At 62.2% G+C, this 18064-nt stretch carries 18 protein-coding genes; 3 read left to right on the top strand and 15 right to left on the bottom strand.

Annotation, left to right across the window (positions count from 1 at the left end; all coding sequences use genetic code 11):
* Positions 1-70: 70 nt before the first annotated feature.
* A complete protein-coding gene (locus AC3WN7_RS02660; RefSeq protein ID WP_219735700.1) occupies positions 71-1375 on the bottom strand; it encodes an MFS transporter in 1305 nt (434 codons plus the stop codon).
* A gap of 89 nt (positions 1376-1464) precedes the next feature.
* Here AC3WN7_RS02660 and AC3WN7_RS02655 point away from each other — a divergent pair, with 89 nt between their 5' ends.
* The 3 genes from AC3WN7_RS02655 (at position 1465) to AC3WN7_RS02645 (ending at position 3812) form a co-directional block, all read left to right on the top strand.
* Positions 1465-2367, top strand: a complete 903-nt coding sequence (locus tag AC3WN7_RS02655) for a LysR family transcriptional regulator (protein WP_102673209.1) — start codon at positions 1465-1467, stop codon at positions 2365-2367.
* Positions 2368-2465: 98 nt separating this feature from the next.
* Positions 2466-2849: a type II toxin-antitoxin system PemK/MazF family toxin gene (locus AC3WN7_RS02650; RefSeq protein WP_102673208.1), complete on the top strand. Its 384-nt coding sequence runs from the start codon at positions 2466-2468 to the stop codon at positions 2847-2849.
* A gap of 747 nt (positions 2850-3596) precedes the next feature.
* Positions 3597-3812 (top strand): DUF6124 family protein, encoded by a 216-nt coding sequence (locus AC3WN7_RS02645; RefSeq protein WP_015093148.1) that lies wholly within the window; start codon positions 3597-3599, stop codon positions 3810-3812.
* Between the two features lie 139 nt (positions 3813-3951).
* On the opposite strand, the gene AC3WN7_RS02640 is transcribed toward AC3WN7_RS02645, so the two are convergent.
* The 14 genes from AC3WN7_RS02640 to AC3WN7_RS02575 are packed head-to-tail and all read right to left on the bottom strand — an operon-like array spanning position 3952 to position 17923.
* Positions 3952-5178, bottom strand: a complete 1227-nt coding sequence (locus tag AC3WN7_RS02640) for a beta-ketoacyl-ACP synthase (protein ID WP_102673206.1) — start codon at positions 5176-5178, stop codon at positions 3952-3954.
* The gene (gene fabG, locus AC3WN7_RS02635; protein WP_095964628.1) at positions 5178-5906 is read right to left on the bottom strand and encodes a 3-oxoacyl-ACP reductase FabG; all 729 of its coding nucleotides are present in this window, start codon (positions 5904-5906) and stop codon (positions 5178-5180) included. The genes AC3WN7_RS02640 and fabG overlap by 1 nt, the downstream gene beginning before the upstream one ends.
* Entirely contained in the window at positions 5903-6364 is a 462-nt protein-coding gene (locus AC3WN7_RS02630; protein WP_095964629.1) for a hotdog family protein, read from the bottom strand. The genes fabG and AC3WN7_RS02630 overlap by 4 nt, the downstream gene beginning before the upstream one ends.
* Positions 6361-7557: a beta-ketoacyl-[acyl-carrier-protein] synthase family protein gene (locus AC3WN7_RS02625; protein ID WP_102673205.1), complete on the bottom strand. Its 1197-nt coding sequence runs from the start codon at positions 7555-7557 to the stop codon at positions 6361-6363. The genes AC3WN7_RS02630 and AC3WN7_RS02625 overlap by 4 nt, the downstream gene beginning before the upstream one ends.
* On the bottom strand, positions 7554-8171 hold the full coding sequence (locus AC3WN7_RS02620) for a hypothetical protein (RefSeq protein WP_095964631.1): 618 nt from the start codon (positions 8169-8171) through the stop codon (positions 7554-7556). The genes AC3WN7_RS02625 and AC3WN7_RS02620 overlap by 4 nt, the downstream gene beginning before the upstream one ends.
* Complete coding sequence (locus AC3WN7_RS02615; protein WP_102673204.1) at positions 8171-8896, bottom strand: class I SAM-dependent methyltransferase; 726 nt, start codon at positions 8894-8896, stop codon at positions 8171-8173. Before AC3WN7_RS02615 ends, AC3WN7_RS02620 begins: the two co-directional genes overlap by 1 nt.
* Positions 8893-10140 (bottom strand): NAD(P)/FAD-dependent oxidoreductase, encoded by a 1248-nt coding sequence (locus AC3WN7_RS02610; RefSeq protein ID WP_095964633.1) that lies wholly within the window; start codon positions 10138-10140, stop codon positions 8893-8895. The genes AC3WN7_RS02615 and AC3WN7_RS02610 overlap by 4 nt, the downstream gene beginning before the upstream one ends.
* Positions 10127-11284: a sodium:proton antiporter gene (locus AC3WN7_RS02605; RefSeq protein ID WP_102673203.1), complete on the bottom strand. Its 1158-nt coding sequence runs from the start codon at positions 11282-11284 to the stop codon at positions 10127-10129. Before AC3WN7_RS02605 ends, AC3WN7_RS02610 begins: the two co-directional genes overlap by 14 nt.
* Complete coding sequence (locus tag AC3WN7_RS02600) at positions 11284-13623, bottom strand: MMPL family transporter (protein WP_102673202.1); 2340 nt, start codon at positions 13621-13623, stop codon at positions 11284-11286. The genes AC3WN7_RS02605 and AC3WN7_RS02600 overlap by 1 nt, the downstream gene beginning before the upstream one ends.
* The gene (locus AC3WN7_RS02595; protein ID WP_102673201.1) at positions 13607-14311 is read right to left on the bottom strand and encodes an outer membrane lipoprotein carrier protein LolA; all 705 of its coding nucleotides are present in this window, start codon (positions 14309-14311) and stop codon (positions 13607-13609) included. Before AC3WN7_RS02595 ends, AC3WN7_RS02600 begins: the two co-directional genes overlap by 17 nt.
* Positions 14308-14733: an acyl-CoA thioesterase gene (locus AC3WN7_RS02590; RefSeq protein WP_095964637.1), complete on the bottom strand. Its 426-nt coding sequence runs from the start codon at positions 14731-14733 to the stop codon at positions 14308-14310. Before AC3WN7_RS02590 ends, AC3WN7_RS02595 begins: the two co-directional genes overlap by 4 nt.
* Positions 14726-16270: an HAL/PAL/TAL family ammonia-lyase gene (locus AC3WN7_RS02585; RefSeq protein WP_102673200.1), complete on the bottom strand. Its 1545-nt coding sequence runs from the start codon at positions 16268-16270 to the stop codon at positions 14726-14728. The genes AC3WN7_RS02590 and AC3WN7_RS02585 overlap by 8 nt, the downstream gene beginning before the upstream one ends.
* Positions 16251-17192 (bottom strand): lysophospholipid acyltransferase family protein, encoded by a 942-nt coding sequence (locus AC3WN7_RS02580; RefSeq protein ID WP_095964639.1) that lies wholly within the window; start codon positions 17190-17192, stop codon positions 16251-16253. The genes AC3WN7_RS02585 and AC3WN7_RS02580 overlap by 20 nt, the downstream gene beginning before the upstream one ends.
* A complete protein-coding gene (locus tag AC3WN7_RS02575) occupies positions 17189-17923 on the bottom strand; it encodes a glycosyltransferase family 2 protein (RefSeq protein ID WP_102673199.1) in 735 nt (244 codons plus the stop codon). Before AC3WN7_RS02575 ends, AC3WN7_RS02580 begins: the two co-directional genes overlap by 4 nt.
* Positions 17924-18064 lie beyond the last annotated feature (141 nt).

Raw genomic sequence — 18064 nt, 5'->3', positions numbered from 1 at the left:
TGAGTGTAAAGCCCTTATCGCGAGCAAGCTCGCTCCCACAGTTACATGTGGATAGCAGGAAAAAGTGGCTTCAAGCTTTTACACCGCCTAATGGCAGCAACTTCGCCAGCTTCAGCGCGATCAGCAGCGCAATCACCAGCAGCGTGCCGATAAACAGCCCGATCCCGTTCCAGCCACCCAGGTGCCAGAACACGCCACCCGCCGTACCGGCAATGCTCGACCCGACGTAGTAGCTGAACAGGTACAGCGATGACGCCTGGCCCTTGGCCTTGGTGGCGCGGCGGCCGATCCAGCTGCTGGCCACCGAATGGGCACCGAAGAAACCAAAGGTGAACACCAGCATGCCGATGATCACCAGCGACAGCGGTGTGAACATTGTCAGCGCCAGGCCGGCGATCATCAGCGCGATGGTGCTCCAGAGCATTTTGCGTCGACCGAGCTTGTCGGCCAGGGCGCCGATTTTCGCCGAGCTGTAGATACCCGACAGGTACACCACCGAGAGCATCCCGACGAACGCCTGTTCCATGTGATACGGCTCGGCCAGCAGGCGATAGCCGATGTAGTTGAACAGCGTGACGAACGCCCCCATCAGCACAAAGGCCTCGAGGAACAGCAGCGGCAAGCCGGCATCGCGAAAGTGCATGGTGAAGCCGTCGAGCAGGCTGCGCGGGTGCAGCGAGCGGGAACGGAAGTTGCGCGATTCGGGGAGGATTTTCCAGAACACCGCCGCCGCAATCAGGGCCAAGCCGCCGATCACCAGCATTGCCGTGTGCCAACTGACGAAGTCGATCAGTACCCCGGTGATCAAGCGCCCGCTCATCCCGCCAATCGCGTTGCCGCCGATGTACAGGCCCATCGCCAGGCCGATGTGTTGCGGATGGATCTCTTCGCTCAAGTAAGTCATGGCGACCGCCGCCAGCCCGCTCAATGACAGGCCCACCAGCGCCCGCATCGCCAGCACCGCGTGCCAGCTCGGCAGCATCGCGCTGGCAAGGGTGCACAGGGCGGCGGCGAACAGCGCGGCAACCATCACCGGTTTGCGCCCGACGCGGTCGGAGATGGGGCCCGTGATCAGCAGGCCGAAAGCGAGCATGCCGGTGGCGACAGAGAGGATCAGGCTGCTTTGCGCCGCGTTGATGGAATATTCGTCGGACAGCAGCGGCATCATCGGTTGCACGCAATACAGCAGGGCGAAGGTCGCGAAGCCGCCGCAGAACAGCGCCAGCACCGTGCGCATGAACGCTGGCGTGCCTTTTTCGATGTAGATCTCCGCCAGCTCAACGGCGATAGCGTCCGTCGCTAAGGGAGGCACTTCATGGGCGAGTGGGGCGACAGCAGTTTTCACGGTGGGACCTCGGAGGACGCAGCCGGTCAGGCAATGAAAAAAGCATATAGCTGGCTAATGATTCAATCCAATATATTGTTCGACCTGTTTGATAGCTTTTACGACCTAATGGGGTTTCCATGGAATTGCGTCATCTGCGCTACTTCATCGCCGTCGCCGAAGAACTGCACTTCGGCCGCGCCGCACAGGTGCTGGGCATCTCCCAGCCGCCGCTGAGCCAGCAAATCCAGGCACTGGAACAGGAAGTCGGCGCGCGGCTGTTCGAGCGTACCAATCGTCGGGTCGAGCTGAGCGAGGCCGGTCGGCTGTTCCTGGAAGAGGCGCGGCTGGTGCTGGCGCAGGTTGATAAAGCGGCGGATGTCGCGCGACGGGCGCAACTGGGTGAGTTGGGTGAATTGAAGATTGGCTTCACCTCATCCGCCCCGTTCAACTCGACCATTCCCCAGGCGATTTTCTCTTTCCGTCAGCGTTTCCCGGCGGTGCATCTGAATCTGCGGGAAATGAGCAGTACCCAGGTGGCCGATGCGCTGGTGGACGAGTCGATTGAGGTCGGCATCATGCGCCCGCTCGGGCTGCCGGACTGCCTCAGCGTAGTCGAGCTGATGCGTGAGCCGCTGGTCGCGGTGCTCAGTTCCAAGCACCCGTTGGTAGAGGGGAGCGAAGAGGGCCTGTTTCTGTCAGCCCTGGCCCTTGAGCCTTTCGTGTTCTTTCCACGCAGCTATGGCAGTGGTCTGTATGCACAACTGCTCAGCCTGGCCCGGGACGCAGGCTTCAGCCCGCACTTTGCCCAGGAGGCCGGAGAGGCGATGACCATCATCGGGCTGGTGGCGGCGGGGCTCGGCGTTTCGGTGTTGCCGGCGTCTTATCAGCGGATGCGTATTGATGGCGTGGTTTATCGCCCGTTGCTTGATCCGGCGGCGGTGTCGGCGGTTTGGTTGGTGCAGCGCAAGGACCAGAAGTCGGCGATGGCCAAGGCGTTTGTTGAACTGCTGACGCGTAAGGTTGAAGGAGTGAAGTCGTAAGTAAGTCGTTGCACTCGGGACATTTTAAGTAATGGATTGAACTTAGTGGTTTTCCCGATTCTTGCGCAGAATCGATTTCTTTAGCTGAGTGCCATTGGATGCCACTTCAATATCAACCCAAGGAAGGCAGTGTGCTGATATGCGACTTCAGGGGCTATGAAGTTCCGGAGATGGTCAAGGTCCGACCTGTTGTCGTGATACGAAAGCACAGGAGCAACCGCTTGTTGGTAACAGTTGTTCCGCTGAGTACAACCGCTCCGGACTGTATGCTTGAACACCATCTGGAGCTAGCCAGTCATTTGCAGGGAGCGAGCCCGACCTGTTGGGCGAAATGCGATATGGTCGCGACAGTAAGTCTCTCCAGACTAGATCGAATCAAGAGTCGTGATCGCCAAGGAAATCGTGTGTACGTCATTTCACAACTTGAAACAGATGAGTTCCATGCCATCAAAGTCGCGGTGCGCAGGGCGTTGGGCTTGTGATTTCGCCGAGCTTGTCGAAAATAGGTGAGTTGCCATCTGTTGTCCGAGACTCCATTTCGGGCAATACTGATCGTGTTCCCGAAAGGGGCTTGTGAGACTCTGAGGATCCTGGTCAACCAGCAGTCGCAGAGCCGGACAGATAAGGGCGATGACAAGCCGATCTGTCTGTGAAGGGGCGCCGAAAGGCGCCCTTTGTCGTTTCTGGTGTTAGGGCCAACGCCTGAAAATCAGCGAAGTATTCACCCCGCCAAACGCAAAATTATTGTTCATCACGTATCGATTACTCATCTGCCGAAACTCGCCAGGTAGGTAGTCGAGCCTGCTCGCGAAAGCGTTTGCAAAAAACCCTAAAAAAACCAGCTATCTGGAACGAGGATGTATCGCTCCCTTCGGAAGGCTTGACCATCCGCTGTGGGACATTTCCGAAATCCATCGAAGAGGCTACAGCGCCTTGCGGCCTTGCCTACAACTACTCCAGAATCCGCCGGCTTGTGCGCTTTGAGGGCCATCGCTAACTTGATTCGCGTCACTGATTGTCAGTGATCGGGTTTAGCAGCCCGTATCGAAGTAAGCGCATTTGCGCTCCTGATAGGCAGGTATGTCCATACCTGCCCTTGACGGTGGCTGTGCGCAGGGCGCCTTAGGGCGCGCCGGTTTACTTCGTCCGGTCTGCTAACCTGCGTACAGCTGCCACCCTTATGATCTGCAACGATTCGGCGTGGCCGCCCATTTTCAGGACGCTGAATCATGACCAGTACAATCTTCCTCATCGCCCCCGACATCGACAACCGCACCCTGCTGGAATACGCCTGCGTGTCGCTGGCCTCGGCAAGCGTCATGGCGAGTGACTTCGCCAGAGACTTGAAGGGATCGCAGGGCCACACCCTGCTGGGGATTCAGCAATCGATCATGCTGGGGGAAATGGCGGTGAATCGGGTACTGGATAACCTTGATCCACCGTGATCGTCCGGGGAGGCGAGAACCCTTGTGGGAGCGAGCCTGCTCGCGAAAAACGTCCAGACAACGCGGTCATTCAGGCACCGCGCGTTATCGTTGACGTCCATCGCGAGCAAGCTCGCTCCCACAGGGAAAATATTCCAGGTTACGACCAGCGCTTGAAAATCAGCGAAGTATTTACCCCGCCAAACGCAAAGTTGTTGTTCATCACGTACCGGTTACTCATCTGCCGAAACTCGCCGCGCAGGTAGTCGAGCTTGCCGCAATGCGGGTCGACTTCGTTGAGGTTGAAGGTGTGGGCGTAGAGGTCGCGGTTCATCATTTCGATGCTGAACCAGGACTCCAGTGCACCGCAGGCGCCGAGGGTGTGGCCGAGGAAGCTCTTCTGCGAGCTGATCGGCATGTGTTCGCCGAACAGGCTGCTGGTGGCCAGGGTTTCGGCGATGTCGCCCTGTTCGGTGGCGGTGCCGTGGCCGTTGACGTAGCCGATGTCCGAAGGTGTCAGCCCGGCGTCTTCCAGGGCCAGTTCCATGGCCCGGCGCATGGTGACTTGCTCCGGACGGGTGGTGTGCTGGCCGTCGGCGTTGCTGCCGAATCCGACGATCTCGGCATGGATGTGCGCGCCACGGGCCAGGGCGTGTTCCAGTTCTTCGAGCACCAGCATGCCGCCGCCTTCGCCGATCACCAGGCCGTCGCGAGCGGTGTCGTAAGGGCGCGGGCTGCGTTGTGGGGTGTCGTTTTTCAGGCTGGTGGCGTAGAGCGCGTCGAAGACCATGGCTTCAGTCGGGCACAGTTCCTCGGCGCCGCCGGCGAGCATCAGCGGCAGGCGGCCGAACTTGATCGCCTCGTAGGCATAGCCGATGCCCTGGCTGCCGCTGGTGCAGGCGCTGGAGGTGGGAATCAGGCGGCCGGTGAGACCGAAGAAGATGCTGATGTTCGCCGCTGTGGTGTGCGGCATCATGCGCACGTAGGAATTGGCGTTCAGGCCTTCGGCCACCGAGTTGAGCAGCATGTTGCCGAACGCCTTGATCTCGTCGGTGCTGCCGGTCGAGGAACCGCAGGCGACGCCCATGCGCCCGTCCTTGATCGATTCGTCGCCCAACAGGCCGGCATCGGCCAGCGCCATCTCCGCCGCGCCCACCGCCAGCCGCGAGACCCGGCCCATGCTGCGCAGTTGCTTGCGGGTCCAGTGGCTCGGCACCTTGAAGTCATCGATGGGGGCTGCCAGGCGTGTGTTGAGTTCGGTAAAGCGATCCCACTCGTCCATCCGGCGGATGCCGCTGCGGTTGGCCGCGAAGTTGCCGGCGATGGTGTCCCAGTCGCTGCCCAGTGAGGTGATGCCGGCCATGCCGGTGACGACGACGCGCTTCATCAGCACAGGCCTCCGTTGACGGCCAGAACCTGCCGGGTGATGTACGAGGCTTCCGCCGACATCAGGAAATTCACCGCGCCGGCCACCTCTTCAGGGGTGCCCATGCGTTGTGCGGGGATCATTTTCATCAGTTCTTCCACCGGCACGTTTTCATCGAGCATGGCCGTGTCGATCAGGCCGGGGGCGACACAGTTAACGGTGATTTTGCGCTTGCCCAGCTCGATCGCCAATGCCTTGGCCGCGCCGATCAGCCCGGCCTTGGAAGCGCTGTAGTTGACCTGGCCACGGTTGCCGATCAGCCCGGACACCGAGGTGATGCAGACAATCCGCCCGGCGGCGCGACGCCGGATCATCGGCATCATGACCGGGTGCAGCACGTTGTAGAAACCGTCGAGATTGGTGCGCATCACCACATCCCAATCGTCCTCGCTCAGGGCCGGAAAGGCACCGTCGCGGGTCAGGCCGGCATTGAGCACCACACCGTAATAGGCGCCGTGGGTTTCCACGTCGGCTTCGAGAATTTCCTTGCAACGGGCGCGGTCGGCCACGTCGAACTGCAGGATGCGCGCACGACGGCCCAAGGCCTCGACTTCGGTCTTGACGGCTTCGGCGTCCGTCAGGCCGCTACGGCAATGCAGCACGATATCGTGCCCGGCCCGGGCCAGGCGCAAGGCGATGGCGCGGCCGATGCCACGGCTGGAACCGGTGACCAGTACGGATTCAGTCATGACTGGACTCCTTCGGGTTCATGAAGATATTGAGCGGCCTGGGGTGGGCGGTACACGTTCAGACGGGCGGTGGCGTGAATGCCGGGGGCGTTGATGTGGCACTCGAACACGCCCATGCCGTTGTCGTCCTCCAGGGAGCGAATCCCGTGGAGGGTCAACTCGGTGCCCGCCGGGAAGCTTTCAACGTTGCATTCGAATTTGCGGCTGCCGAGCAGGAAGCCCAACTCCACCGCATCGCCGCGCTGACGCGCATGGCAACCGGCAAAGGCGGCAACACTTTGCGCCATCAGTTCGATGCCGACCCAGGCCGGCAGGCTGCCGTCGGGGAGGTTGAACAGGCCATCGGGCTTGACGGTCAGGCGGGTGTGAATCTGCTCTTCATCGAACGCCAGGACCTGATCGATCAGGATCATGTCGCCGGCGTGGGGCAGCAGTTCGGCGAGCGGCCAGTCAATCATGGGGCGTCTCCGATAATCAGGCTGACGTTATTGCCACCGAAGGCAAAGGAATTGCTCATCAGGTAACGGGGTGCAATGGACGTCAGGCGAGTGGCCGGGGTCACCCATTGCAGCGGCGGCAATTCGGGATCGGGCTGTCCGTCCCAGACGTGCGGCGGCAGGGCATGCTCGCGATTGTCGGCGCTCAGGCTCAACCAGCAGAATGCCGCTTCCAGCGCCCCGGCTGCACCGAGGGTGTGGCCGGTCATGGGTTTGCTCGACGAACAGGGCACGCCGGCCGGGAACAGCGTTGCCACGGCCAGGCTTTCCATGGCGTCGTTGTGCTGGGTGGCAGTCCCGTGCAGGTTCAGATAAGCGATCTGCTCCGGTTGCAGGTTGGCGCGGCTCAAGGCTTTGCGCATGGCTTGCAGGGCGCCTCGACCCGTCGGCTCGGGGGCGGAAATGTGATGAGCATCGGAGCTGGCGCCGCTGCCGAGCAAGGCAATCGGCGGGCTGTCGCCTACGTGTCTGGTCATCAGGAACAGCACCGCCGCTTCGCCAATGTTGATGCCGTTGCGGTTCAGCGAGAACGGATTGCAACGTTGTTCCGAGACCGCTTCCAGCGCCGAGAAACCGTTGAGGGTCAACTTGCACAAGGTATCGACACCGCCACACAGCACCGCGTCGCAGACGCCCAGGTCCAACAGGCGCTGGGCACTCATCAGGGCTCGGGCACTGGAGGTGCAAGCCGTGGAAATGACATAGGCCGGCCCGCTCAATTGCAGCCATTCGGCGAGGAAGTTTGCCGGCGCACCCAGTTCCTGTTGCTGGTAGTCGTACTCGGGCGGGAACTGCTTTTCGCGCAGGTAGTGCGCCAGGCCCTGGCTGGCCTCGTCGATACCCGAAGTACTGGTGCCGAGCACGACACCGATGCGATCGCGGCCGTAAGTCTGGATCGCGCTGTCGATGTCCGGGCGGATTTGCAGCGTGGCTTCCAGTAACAGCTGATTGTTGCGACTGTGATGGCGCGACATGTCGGCTGGAAGGGTTGCCAGGTTGCCCTGGACCGCGCCGACCGGCAGCGTGCGTTGCGGCACCCAGCCGGCTTGTTCGTGCATGCCGCCGCAGTCGCCGGCAAACAGGTGGCGGGCAACCTCCTGCTTGTCGCGGCCCAGCGCGCAGACCAGTCCGAGGGCATTGAGGTAAGCCGTCATGGTGTTTCACCGCTCAGGGGCGTGACTTGATAGGTCGCACCGTTCGCAGTCATCAATTCAAAATTCTGCGGTTGTGCGTAGCGGACGTCCCAGCGCTCGGGCAGGGACCGTTGTCTGCCGTGCTGCCAGGCGCCGGGATAGTTGGCCGCCAGTTCATCATTTGGCGTCAGTGCAAACAGCAGCGCCGCGAACAGTTCCCGGGCTTGCGGGTTGGGTGGCAACAGGCCGTCGGCGTGCCAGGTTTTATCGTTCAATAGCTGGCGGGCCTGGGGAATGCCCAGCAGGTCCATCATCGACCAGCGAATGCCCGTCTCTTCGCGCTGGATCACCACTATCCAGTCCAGGCGGTCGTCGGGCTTCAATAGCTGGATATGCAATTGCAGCGGCAACGGCAGCTCCGGATTTTTTTCGGGCAATGGCGCCCGGCTGGTGCAGGCGCTCAGAAGCAGTGCCGCGGCGACCAACAGAAATCGCAACACACTGGCGACCCCTGTGGGAGCGGGCTTGCTCGCGAAGGCGGTAGTGCTTTCAACACTGATGTCGGCTGACCCACCGCTTTCGCGAGCAAGCCCGCTCCCACAGGTTGGGTATTTCAAGCGGTTGGCAATGAACATCACATAGTTCCTTCAAAAGGTTTGCGCGCCACCACATTGACCAGGGTTTCTTCCCGTTGGCCAAAGGGTTTTGGCTTGCACACACCCAAGTATTCGAGCAGGCCGAAATCCTTGGCGCGACTCCACCACAGGTACGGATAAGACACGTTTTGCGCGGTAAATTCGAAACCCTGTTGTCGGATCATGTGCAGATACTGCGCCGCGCTTTTCTGCACGTGCATCGGGTGGCGAAACAACCAGCGAATCACCCAGGTATCAATGTAGGCCTCGGTGGACTCGGCGAACAGCAGATAACCGCCCGGCTTGAGCACGCGGTAAAACTCGGCCAGGGCCTGTTCCTGCTGCACCAGGTGATGGAACGTCTGGTGACAGAACAGCAGGTCGATACTGGCGTCCGCCAGCTTGAGGTTCGCGCAGTCGCTGCCGATCAACTCCACGTCCATGCCCTGGCGGGTTGCTTCTTCGGCGCTCTGGGTGAGGCTCTGCGGGTCGGCATCGATGCCGATCAGGCGAGCGGGCGCAAAGGCCTGGCGCAGCAGCGCGAATGACTTGCCCTGACCACAGCCGGCATCCAGCAGTACCGGGTCGGCAGGCGGCGCTTCGCTGAACAGGCCGCGCAAATCGTTCACCGCCAGCCGCAGCACATAGTGTTGCCAGATCCGGCTGCGCAGGAACCACAAACCGAAACGGGTTTCTTCGACGTAGTGGTCGCTCAAGTGGTTCATGACGCATCCCTTGCGCAGAACTCCGATATCACCTTCAACCGGCGCCGGGCTTCGCTGACGAACGGGTTGCGTGGGTCCCAGGCATACCCTGCAAGGATGGAGCTGATCATTCCGCGAATTTCCGGCGAGCTGCTCTCATGGAAAATCACATCCTGGAAGGTTCCGGCGTACCAGCCTTCGACGTAGCAACGGAAGGTGTCGACGCCGCGCTTGAGCGGCTCGGCGAACTCGGTTTGCCAGTCGACGGCTTCGCCCTGCAACTGGCGGTGCAACACCCCGGCCGCCATGCTCGCCGAACGCATGGCGATGGTCACTCCGGAGGAAAACACCGGGTCGAGGAATTCCGCGGCATTGCCCAGCAGCGCGAAGCCCGGACCGTGCAAGGTTTTGACGTTGGCCGAGTAACCGCCGATGGTTCGGGCTGCGGTATCCCAGCGCGCGTTGGTCAACACGCTGGCCAGGCTTGGCGTCTCGCCGATAAAGCCGCGCAGGCATTCGTCCAGATTGTCGCTGCGGCCGGCGAAACGTTCCTCGGCGGCGACCACGCCGACCGAGCAGCGCCCGTTGCTGAACGGAATGGTCCAGAACCACACGTCTCGTTGGGTCGGATGAGTGGTCACCAGGATCTTGCTGCGGTCGAAGGCCGGGTGGTCGATACGGTCTTCGACGTGGGTGAACACGGCCTGGCGCACCGGGAAGTTCGACGGCGCCTCGAGGTCGAGCAATCGCGGCAGCACGCGACCGTAGCCACTGGCATCGAGCAGGAAGCCAGCCTCGATGCGGTACTCGCTGCCGTCTTCGCGGCGCACGCCGAGCTGCGGTTTTTCCGGGTCGATGTCGACGCTGACGATGGTTTCGCCATAGCGGATCTCCACGCCTTGCAGCGTGGCCTGATCGGCCAGCAGCTTATCGAAATCGGCGCGCTGGACCTGAAATGTCGTTGATTTGCCGTGGCTGAACGTCTCGCCGAAATCGAACGCGCTGTAACGCTCACCCCAGGCAAAGGCGGCGCCGGTTTTCACCTGGAAGCCGGCCGCATTGACGGCGTCGAGCATGCCCGCTTCTTCGACGAAATCCAGGCAATGGGCCAACAGGCTTTCACCAATGGAAAAACGTGGAAAATGCTGACGCTCGATCACCAGCACATCGTGTCCCTTGCGCTTGAGCAACGCGGCGGCGATGGCACCCGAAGGACCGGCACCGATGACCACGACCTGGCGGCATTCCATTTCAACGGTTGGCATGAGGGCTCCTTGCCGGGACAGCGGCTTTCAGGGGGATTCGGTGCATACCGGTCAGGGCTGGCAGCAGTGTAGCGATCAGGCCCATCAGCATCAGCGCAAAGTACAGCGGCGGGCTGATGAGTTGCTGTTGCAGCAACAGGTTGAGAAAGACGATCTCGCTCAAGCCGCGGATGTTCAGCAGCACACTTTCCCGCCAGCGGCTGGCGCCCTTGAACGAGGCCCCGGCCCAGCCGAGGCCGAGCCAGTTGCCCAGCAGTTTGCTCAGCATCGGCAACAGCAGCAGGGCCACCAGTTGCACCCAGCCGAGGCTGTCCATCGCGCTGTGCACGTTGATCTGCACGATGCCGAACGTGAGGATCAAGGGGATGGCGATGTACGTCTGCAAACGGCTCATCCAGATGGCCGGCAACGGCAGCACCAACGGCGCTTTCAACGCGGCCATGATCAATACATAGCCGATGCCGAAAATCAGCGCATTGAGCTTGTAGTGCTCGGCGACGATCAGCAGGGCGAAAAAACACAGGCTGTAGAGCCACGCCTGGCGCAAGCCAAGCAGCCGCAGCAGCACCGGCAGGCAGGCGCCGGCCAGTGGCAGCAACAGGCTGCTCAGGTACAGGCTGCCTTGGGCGAGGCCGAACAATGTCCAGCAGGCGAGGTCGATGAGGATCGCGGTTTGCACCAGGCGCCGGGTGGCAGCGGGCGGGTAATCGATGTGCCGCAGGTACAGGTACAGCACCGGAATCGCGGTGATGGCGAACAACAGGCCGACGGCCAGCGAGCTGATCCAGGGTTGCGCCGGCAATAACCAGACGGCCGTGGCCAGGCCACAGGCAAACGGAATGCAAAAGCTCGGCAGGGCGATTTTCAGGCTCTGGCGATCCAGTTGCAGGTCGATCACATCGCTGAGGATGTAGCCCAGCAACAGGGCAAAGCTCAGGCTGTAGAGGTGCTTCAGCCAGCCCGGCGACACCAGCTGCGCACCGCTCAGCTGCCATTGCGGCTCGATCCAGAAATACATCAGCAGCGGCAAACCGAGGGTTGCCAGCAACAACTGGCTGACGATGGGAATCAGGCCAAAATGCCGGCCGACACGGGTCGCCAGTGCGAACAGCGCCAGGGCCATCGCCCAGAACACAACGATCATCACGCTGCACGCTCCGCGGCCGTGGACTCATGCACCTGTCGACCGGCCCAGGGTGCCAGCAGGAAGCTGAAGACCAGGCCGAGGCTCACCGACAATCCGAAGTTGCTCACCGCCGGGGTGCTCGACACCGCCAGCAGACCGAACGACAACCAGGTGGTCAACGCCGCCAGCAGGGTGCCCAACAGGCTCACGGCCGCACCGCCGACCTGTTCGCGCATCAGGATCGCGTAATCGACGCTGATCGCCGTCACCAGCAGCAGGCCGAACAGGCTGAACAGGGTCAACGGCTGCCCCAGCCAGCCGAGGCTGGCCAGGCTGCACAACGCCGCCAGCAGCGGCAGGGAAACGATGCGCAACGCACCGCCGAGGCCGAACGGCAGGATCAGCACCAGCACGATCAGCACGCAGGAGGCGAGTTTCAGTTCGGCGGCACTGATTTGGGTGGCGGCGAAGACGGTGTTCAGTTCACCCAGTCGATCCACCAGTGTCACGCCGGGTAAGTCCTCGCCCTGGAGCCGCAGCAGGGCCGGGTTGCTGATGCCTTGCAGGCTGACTATCGCCGCCACGCCGTCTTCGGTAGGCCCCAGCCACAGGGGGCGGTAGGGCTCTGCCAGCGGGCCGCTGAGCGCTGCGTCGATGTCCACGGCCGGCAGTGCCTGTAGCTTCGTCAGCTCGGCTTGCAACGCCTCGCCCGGTACGCCGATGTCGAGCAACGGTTGCCAGAACGCCGGCAGTTTGTTCAACGCTTCGCGCACCTGCTGCTGTTGGTTCGGCGGGCTGACCAGTTGATTGAGCGACAGATAACCCTGGAGCTTTTCCAGGCCAATCAATTGATCCAGTCGTTCGCTCAGGGCGGTCTGGCGTTCAAGCAGTTGCTGCTGGTTGGCGGCGCGTATCAGGAAGAACTGGCTGGTGGGTTGATAGCCGGTGATCCGTGCAATGGTCCGGGCTTCGTCGGTCAATTGTTGCGGTGCGCTGATCCACTGGCGGATGTCGTTTTTGCTGCTCAGCTGCAACAGCCCGCCCACGCAAAAGGCGATCAGCAGCGCCAGCAGGACTGGCGTTTTCACCTGATTGAGCAGCGCTTCACGACAGCTCAGCAAAAGCGTGCAAACACGCAATGGCCACTGCGCCGGACGCAGCTCCACGCCCTTGAGCAAGGCCGGCAGCAGGCACACGGCGGACAAATAAGCGCCGAGCAGACCGGCGGCAGAGAACACGGCAATCTGGGTCAGCGCCGGGAAGGGCGTCCAGGCCAGGGCCAGGTAGCCGATACCGCTGGTGATCAGGCTCAGGGTCAACCCTGGCAGGGTCAGGCGCAGGGCAGGCCAGCTGTGCCAGGGTTTCAGGCTCCAGCTTTTGGACAGGTAGTGCAGCGGGTAGTCGACCGCCACACCGATCAGGCTCGAACCCAGTACCAGCGTCATCACATGCATATGGCCGAACAACGCCACGCAGGCCACCGCACCGAAGAGCATGCCCACCAGCACCGGCACGAACGCCAGCAACACGCGCCAGCGCCGGAAGGCCAACAGCAGCAGCAACAGAATCCCGACGGTGGCACCGCCGCCGACCCAGGTCATCTCCCGGGCGGCCTGTTGTTGCCCGCTGGCTGCGTACAACAGGCCGCTGGCGGCGAGCAGTTGCACGTCGTGCTGCGCAGCTTGTTCGCGGCTGTGCTCGAGCAGGTCGGCCACTTGCAGCGGCAGGTTCATGTCGAAGGCGTTGCCGGTGGTGCGTGCGCGCAGCAGGACCCAGCTCTTGCCATCGACATCGGCGACCAAGGTGCCGCTGCCGATGTCCAGTTGCACCGAACCGCGTTGCGGCTGGCTGTTCTGGATGCGCCCGGTCAGGCCCAACCAGTCATCCTGGCTCGGCACCAGGCTGTAACCGTTGAACGGGTCGAACAAGGCTTGCACCCGTTGCTGGATAAAGGTGTCGGGGTGTTCGATCAGCAGTTGTCGGTCCACTGCCGAGAGCATCGCCAGGCGACCTTGCAGCAATTGCGTGCGCAGCGCCGGCAAGTCGGCTTGCAGGGTCCACTGGACCTTTTCGAACAGTCCGCTGGCCTGCCATTGCTCGCCGAGGGTTTGCGCCATGGCGACGGCTTGCTGGCGATCGGTGTGGCCCACCAGCACCAGCATTTCGCGGTTCAGCGGTTCTTGCATGCGTTGTTCGGCGCGCAGCTCCAGGGCATCGGGCGCCGTGCCGGGCACCAGTTCCATCAGGTTCGCCGACAGTGGCGCGCCGTCACGCCATTGCCAACCGGCGAGCGCCAGTACGGCCAGCAGCAGGATCAGAAACAGCCGCGGCAGTAACCGTTCACTCGGCAAAGTCATGTTGCTCCGCGTCGCTCAACGGTTGGGCGCTGGTGCTGTCCTGCATGCGCAACAACGTACTGTCGCCCTGGGTTTCGAGCAGTTCGATGCTCTGCACCAATGCTGCGCCGGTAATGTTGATCTGGTTGAACACCTGCTTGAGCAGCATCGAACGCGGCACCAGCGTGAGCTTCCAGTTCTGTGCATCGCCGCTCAGGGACAATTCGAAATCCCTTTGCAGCCCGCTGCTGTCGCCTTGCAGCACGGCGAGGAACAAACGGTTCTGCTCGGCACCGGCGCTTTTGCCCGGCAGCATTTGCCAGACACTGCCGTCTCGCCGGGCAATGCCTTTGGCGGTGATGCGATAGTCCTGTTGCAACGGCGTTTTGAGCAGCCACAACAAGCCGTGGTTTTTTGCCAGCACGAACGAGCCCTTGCTGGTCAGCGGTTGGGGCAGGGCGCGCAGGTGTTTCTCCTGGATGAAGTTGCCGTGGATCACCTCGGGTTTGGCCAGTTGCTCGCTGAGTTGTTGCAGGTCGAAGGCCTGGGCCAGTCCAGGAATACCCAGTAGCACGCAGAACACTGTAGGAGCGAGCTTGCTCGCGAAAAGCCTGAGAGCACCGCGGGGTGTCAGGTGCCCGGTGTCATCGTTAACGACCATCGCGGGCAAGCCCGCTCCCACAGGGGAACATGGGTGGCAGAAAATCATGGCAGGGCCCTCTCTACCGCGTCGGTGAAGACCTTCGGGGAGGCCAATTGCATCTCGCGGCTGGCTAGGTCGACGGCGACCTGTACCGTCATGGCCCGGGTCAGGCGTTCACCGGTTTGCAGATCGCTGATCAGGTAGTTGATCTTCAAACGGTTCTCCCACTCCACCAGGTTGGCGCGCACGTTGAGTTTCTGGCCGAACACCGCGCCGCGCACGTAGCGCAATTGCAGGTCGATCACCGGCCAGGCGTAGCCGGATTCGTTCATCGCCGTGTAGTTGTGGCCGATCTGGTCCAGCAGCGCGCAGCGGGCGACTTCCAGGTATTTGACGTAATGGCCGTGCCAGACCACGTGCATGCTGTCGACGTCAAAGAAGGGCACGACGATTTCCGTGTCGGTGTGCAGATGTCCCTTGCTACGCATGCAGCCTCCAGTGTTGTTCGGCGATGCGCTGCAGGCACAGGCGCAACTCGCCTTCCAGTGCGCGGTCTTCGATGACCGGTGGGAAGTCCCCGGCCAAGGCTTCGTGCATGGCGGCCAGTGCGGGTGGCAGTGGGCGCGCATCTTCGGCCTGGCCGCGCAGCCAGACGCCCTGATTGGCCGCCAGCAGCGTGGCGGCTGCCACTTGTTCGGTGAGTTCCAATACGCGGATCGCATCCCGGGCGGCGATGGTGCCCATGCTCACTTTGTCCTGGTTGTGGCATTCGGTGGAGCGCGAGAAGACGCTGGCCGGCATGGTGTTTTTCAGCGCTTCGGCGGTCCAGGCGCTGGTGCCGATCTGCACGGCCTTGAAGCCGTGGTTGAGCATGGCGCGGTCAGCCGTAGCGCCGGACAGGTTGCTCGGCAAACCATGGTTGTAGCGCTCGTCCACGAGCAGCGCGAGTTGCCGGTCCAGCAGGTCGGCGACGTTGGCCACGAGGTTTTTCAGGCTGTCCATGGCGAACGCGATGTGCCCGCCGTAGAAGTGCCCGCCGTGCAGCACGCGCTCGGCTTCGGCATCGATGATCGGGTTGTCGTTGGCGCTGTTGAGCTCAATCTCGATGAACGAACGCAGCCAGTTCAGGCTGTCGGCCAGTACGCCCAGCACATGGGGCGCGCAGCGCAGGGAATAGCGGTCTTGCAGGCGATGCAAGGGGGCGGTCGGCGCGTCGATGGCCAGGTCCTTGCGCAGCCACGCGGCGACCTGCATCTGCCCCGGATGTGGCTTGGCGGCGAACAGGCGCTCGTCGAAGTGCTCCGGATTGCCCTGCAGGGCGACCACGTTCAGCGCGGTGATGCGCGTGGCCAGTTGCAGCAGGTAATCGGCACGGGCGAATGCCAGGCAGGCGAGGCCGGTCATTACGGCAGTGCCGTTCATCAGTGCCAGGGCTTCTTTCGGCCGCAGCACCAGCGGCTGCCAGCCGAGTTCGCGGTGCACATCGGCAGCTTGCCGGCGTTCGCCGCGGAACATCACTTCGCGTTCGCCGGACAGCGTGGCGGCAACGTACGAAAGCGGCGTCAGGTCACCGCTGGCGCCGACCGAACCTTCCTCCGGAATCAGCGGCAGGATGTCGTGTTCAAGGAACGCCTGCAGGCGTTCCAGCAACTCCACGCGCACCCCGGAAACACCGTGGCACAGCGACTGCAGACGCGCCGCCAATACCGCGCGGGTGGCCTGGGCGTCGAGCAGTTTGCCCAGCCCGCAGCCGTGGAAGGTGTACAGATGCTGCGGCAGCGCTTCGACGTGATGCAGCGGCACCGCGACCACGCAGGAATCGCCATAACCGGTGGTCACGCCGTAGATCACGCCTTCCTTGTCCAGCAGCGAGTCCAGAAAACGCGCGCCCTTGGCGATGCGCTCGCGGTAGGCGGGATCGCTTTGCAACTGCGCCGGCACCTTGCGGTTGGCCAGTGCCAGCACATCTTCAATCCGCAGAGGGCGTTCGCCGAAGGTTACCGGCTCAAGCGTTGGCGTCGTCATCGGTCTTCCAGAAAGGGTAAAAGTTGAACCATTGTTGGGGCGCTTCGAGGCAATAGTGACTCAGGCGCTCGGCGTAGCGGGACGCCCACTGATGAATGACCTGTTCACGGTCGCTGCGTATCCAGGTGATTGCCTCAGCGAAGGGTTCAATGGTCAGTCGGTAGTCGCCGTCGGGCTTTTTCAGGCACAGCAGCAGATTGATCGGGCATTTCAGCAGGCCGGCCAACAGCCACGGGCCTTGAGGGAATCTGGCCGGATGGCCGAGAAAATCCACGGTCACGCTGCGCCCGCCATGCAGCGGCACGCGGTCGCCGGCAATCGCCAGCCACTCGCCACGCTCCAGGCGTTCGCTCAGTTGCAGCATGATCCCCGGGTCGAGCTCGCTGACCTGAATCAGGCGCAAGTTGGTCGCCCCGGCTTCGCCCAGCAAACGGTTGAACTGTTCGGCGTGTTTGGTGTGCACCAGCACGTTCATCGTGACCTTTTCACCGATTTCCGCCAGTGCGCGGCAGACTTCCAGATTGCCCAGGTGTGCGCCCACCAGCATCTGGCCGCGGTTAGCGCGCAATTGGTCGCGCAGCAGCGCCGGGTCGATGATTTCGATTTGTTCGATGCTCAGCCTGCCGTTCCAGACATCGAGTTTGTCGAGCATGGAGTCGGCGAACGCCATGAACTGGCCGAACACCCGCCAATGGCTCGGGCGCAGTTCGTTGCGACCGCTCCAGTCGGCCAGGCGTTGCTGGTATTGCCAGGCACTGTGTCGGGCACTGCGCCCGAACAGGAAGAAGTACAGGACGATGCCGTACAACACCGGGCTCAGTACTCGACGGCCCAGCACTTTGGCGCCGAATGCGGTGAGCTTCATCAGCCAGAAACTGCCGCGCTCCTCGCGGTCGGCCCAGTGTTGTTTGTCGGCACTCATGTCCGCCACCGTCGCCAGAGGATCATGGGTGAGCGCAGCAACATGCCGAAGAACAGCCGCGTGTGCATGCTGGAAATCAGCGCGTTGTCGTGGAACATCCGAAAATGCGAAACGCCGTCCAGCGGGTAACGGACTTTGGTTTGCAGCCATTGCATCGGCTGATTGCGCCAGGCCAGGCGCACCAGGATGTCCGAGTCGAAGTCCATGCGCTTACCGATTTTCGCTGACTCGATCAACGCCAGAACCGGTGGCAACGGGTAGACCCGGAAACCGCACATGGAGTCGCGAATCTGCAACGACAGGGTGTTGATCCAGACCATGACGTGGGTGAGGTAGCGCGCATACAAACGGCCTTTCGGCACGCTGGCGTCATATTGCGGATAACCGCAGATCACCGCCCGTGGGTGGCGGCGTGATTGTTCGATGAAGCGTTTGACGTCCTGCAGGTCGTGCTGGCCATCGGCATCCACCTGCAAGGCATGGCTGAAACCCAGGCGTGAAGCTTCGCGCAAGCCGGTCATGACCGCGCCGCCCTTGCCCTGGTTTTCGGCGAGGCGGATCAGGTAAACCATTTCACGTTGGGCCAGTCGGTCCAGTACCCGGGCGCAGCGCGGGCTGCTGGCATCGTCCACCAGAATGCACGGCAGATGGCTGGCGATCAGCGCATCGACCACTGTGGTGATGGCGCCTTCGTGGTTGTACACCGGGACAATGGCGCAGGGGCTATGCATGTTGGTGTACACCTGAAAGACCGAGGTGTCTGTTTCGCGAGCAAGCCCGCTCCCACATTGGAGCGCATCCGAACTCGAAATTTGTACTTGACACAAATCCAGTGTGGGAGCGGGCTTGCTCGCGAATGAGTGCGCAGCACT

The organism is Pseudomonas sp. FW305-70, from assembly GCF_058783925.1.
The sequence above is the reverse complement of the archived record's forward strand: the minus strand, read 5'-3'. Positions and strand labels throughout refer to the sequence as shown.

What these genes read in the sequence shown, in the direction of transcription:
- AC3WN7_RS02645 (WP_015093148.1), top strand. Translation starts at nt 3,597, where the DNA reads ATGACCAGTACAATCTTCCTCATCGCCCCCGACATCGACAACCGCACC.
- AC3WN7_RS02620 (WP_095964631.1), bottom strand. Translation starts at nt 8,171, where the DNA reads ATGTTCATTGCCAACCGCTTGAAATACCCAACCTGTGGGAGCGGGCTT.
- AC3WN7_RS02590 (WP_095964637.1), bottom strand. Translation starts at nt 14,733, where the DNA reads ATGCGTAGCAAGGGACATCTGCACACCGACACGGAAATCGTCGTGCCC.
- AC3WN7_RS02575 (WP_102673199.1), bottom strand. Translation starts at nt 17,923, where the DNA reads ATGCATAGCCCCTGCGCCATTGTCCCGGTGTACAACCACGAAGGCGCC.
- AC3WN7_RS02605 (WP_102673203.1), bottom strand. Translation starts at nt 11,284, where the DNA reads ATGATCGTTGTGTTCTGGGCGATGGCCCTGGCGCTGTTCGCACTGGCG.
- AC3WN7_RS02655 (WP_102673209.1), top strand. Translation starts at nt 1,465, where the DNA reads ATGGAATTGCGTCATCTGCGCTACTTCATCGCCGTCGCCGAAGAACTG.
- AC3WN7_RS02615 (WP_102673204.1), bottom strand. Translation starts at nt 8,896, where the DNA reads ATGAACCACTTGAGCGACCACTACGTCGAAGAAACCCGTTTCGGTTTG.
- AC3WN7_RS02640 (WP_102673206.1), bottom strand. Translation starts at nt 5,178, where the DNA reads ATGAAGCGCGTCGTCGTCACCGGCATGGCCGGCATCACCTCACTGGGC.
- AC3WN7_RS02650 (WP_102673208.1), top strand. Translation starts at nt 2,466, where the DNA reads ATGCCACTTCAATATCAACCCAAGGAAGGCAGTGTGCTGATATGCGAC.
- AC3WN7_RS02595 (WP_102673201.1), bottom strand. Translation starts at nt 14,311, where the DNA reads ATGATTTTCTGCCACCCATGTTCCCCTGTGGGAGCGGGCTTGCCCGCG.
- AC3WN7_RS02625 (WP_102673205.1), bottom strand. Translation starts at nt 7,557, where the DNA reads ATGACGGCTTACCTCAATGCCCTCGGACTGGTCTGCGCGCTGGGCCGC.
- AC3WN7_RS02610 (WP_095964633.1), bottom strand. Translation starts at nt 10,140, where the DNA reads ATGCCAACCGTTGAAATGGAATGCCGCCAGGTCGTGGTCATCGGTGCC.
- AC3WN7_RS02585 (WP_102673200.1), bottom strand. Translation starts at nt 16,270, where the DNA reads ATGACGACGCCAACGCTTGAGCCGGTAACCTTCGGCGAACGCCCTCTG.
- AC3WN7_RS02580 (WP_095964639.1), bottom strand. Translation starts at nt 17,192, where the DNA reads ATGAGTGCCGACAAACAACACTGGGCCGACCGCGAGGAGCGCGGCAGT.
- fabG (WP_095964628.1), bottom strand. Translation starts at nt 5,906, where the DNA reads ATGACTGAATCCGTACTGGTCACCGGTTCCAGCCGTGGCATCGGCCGC.
- AC3WN7_RS02630 (WP_095964629.1), bottom strand. Translation starts at nt 6,364, where the DNA reads ATGATTGACTGGCCGCTCGCCGAACTGCTGCCCCACGCCGGCGACATG.
- AC3WN7_RS02600 (WP_102673202.1), bottom strand. Translation starts at nt 13,623, where the DNA reads ATGACTTTGCCGAGTGAACGGTTACTGCCGCGGCTGTTTCTGATCCTG.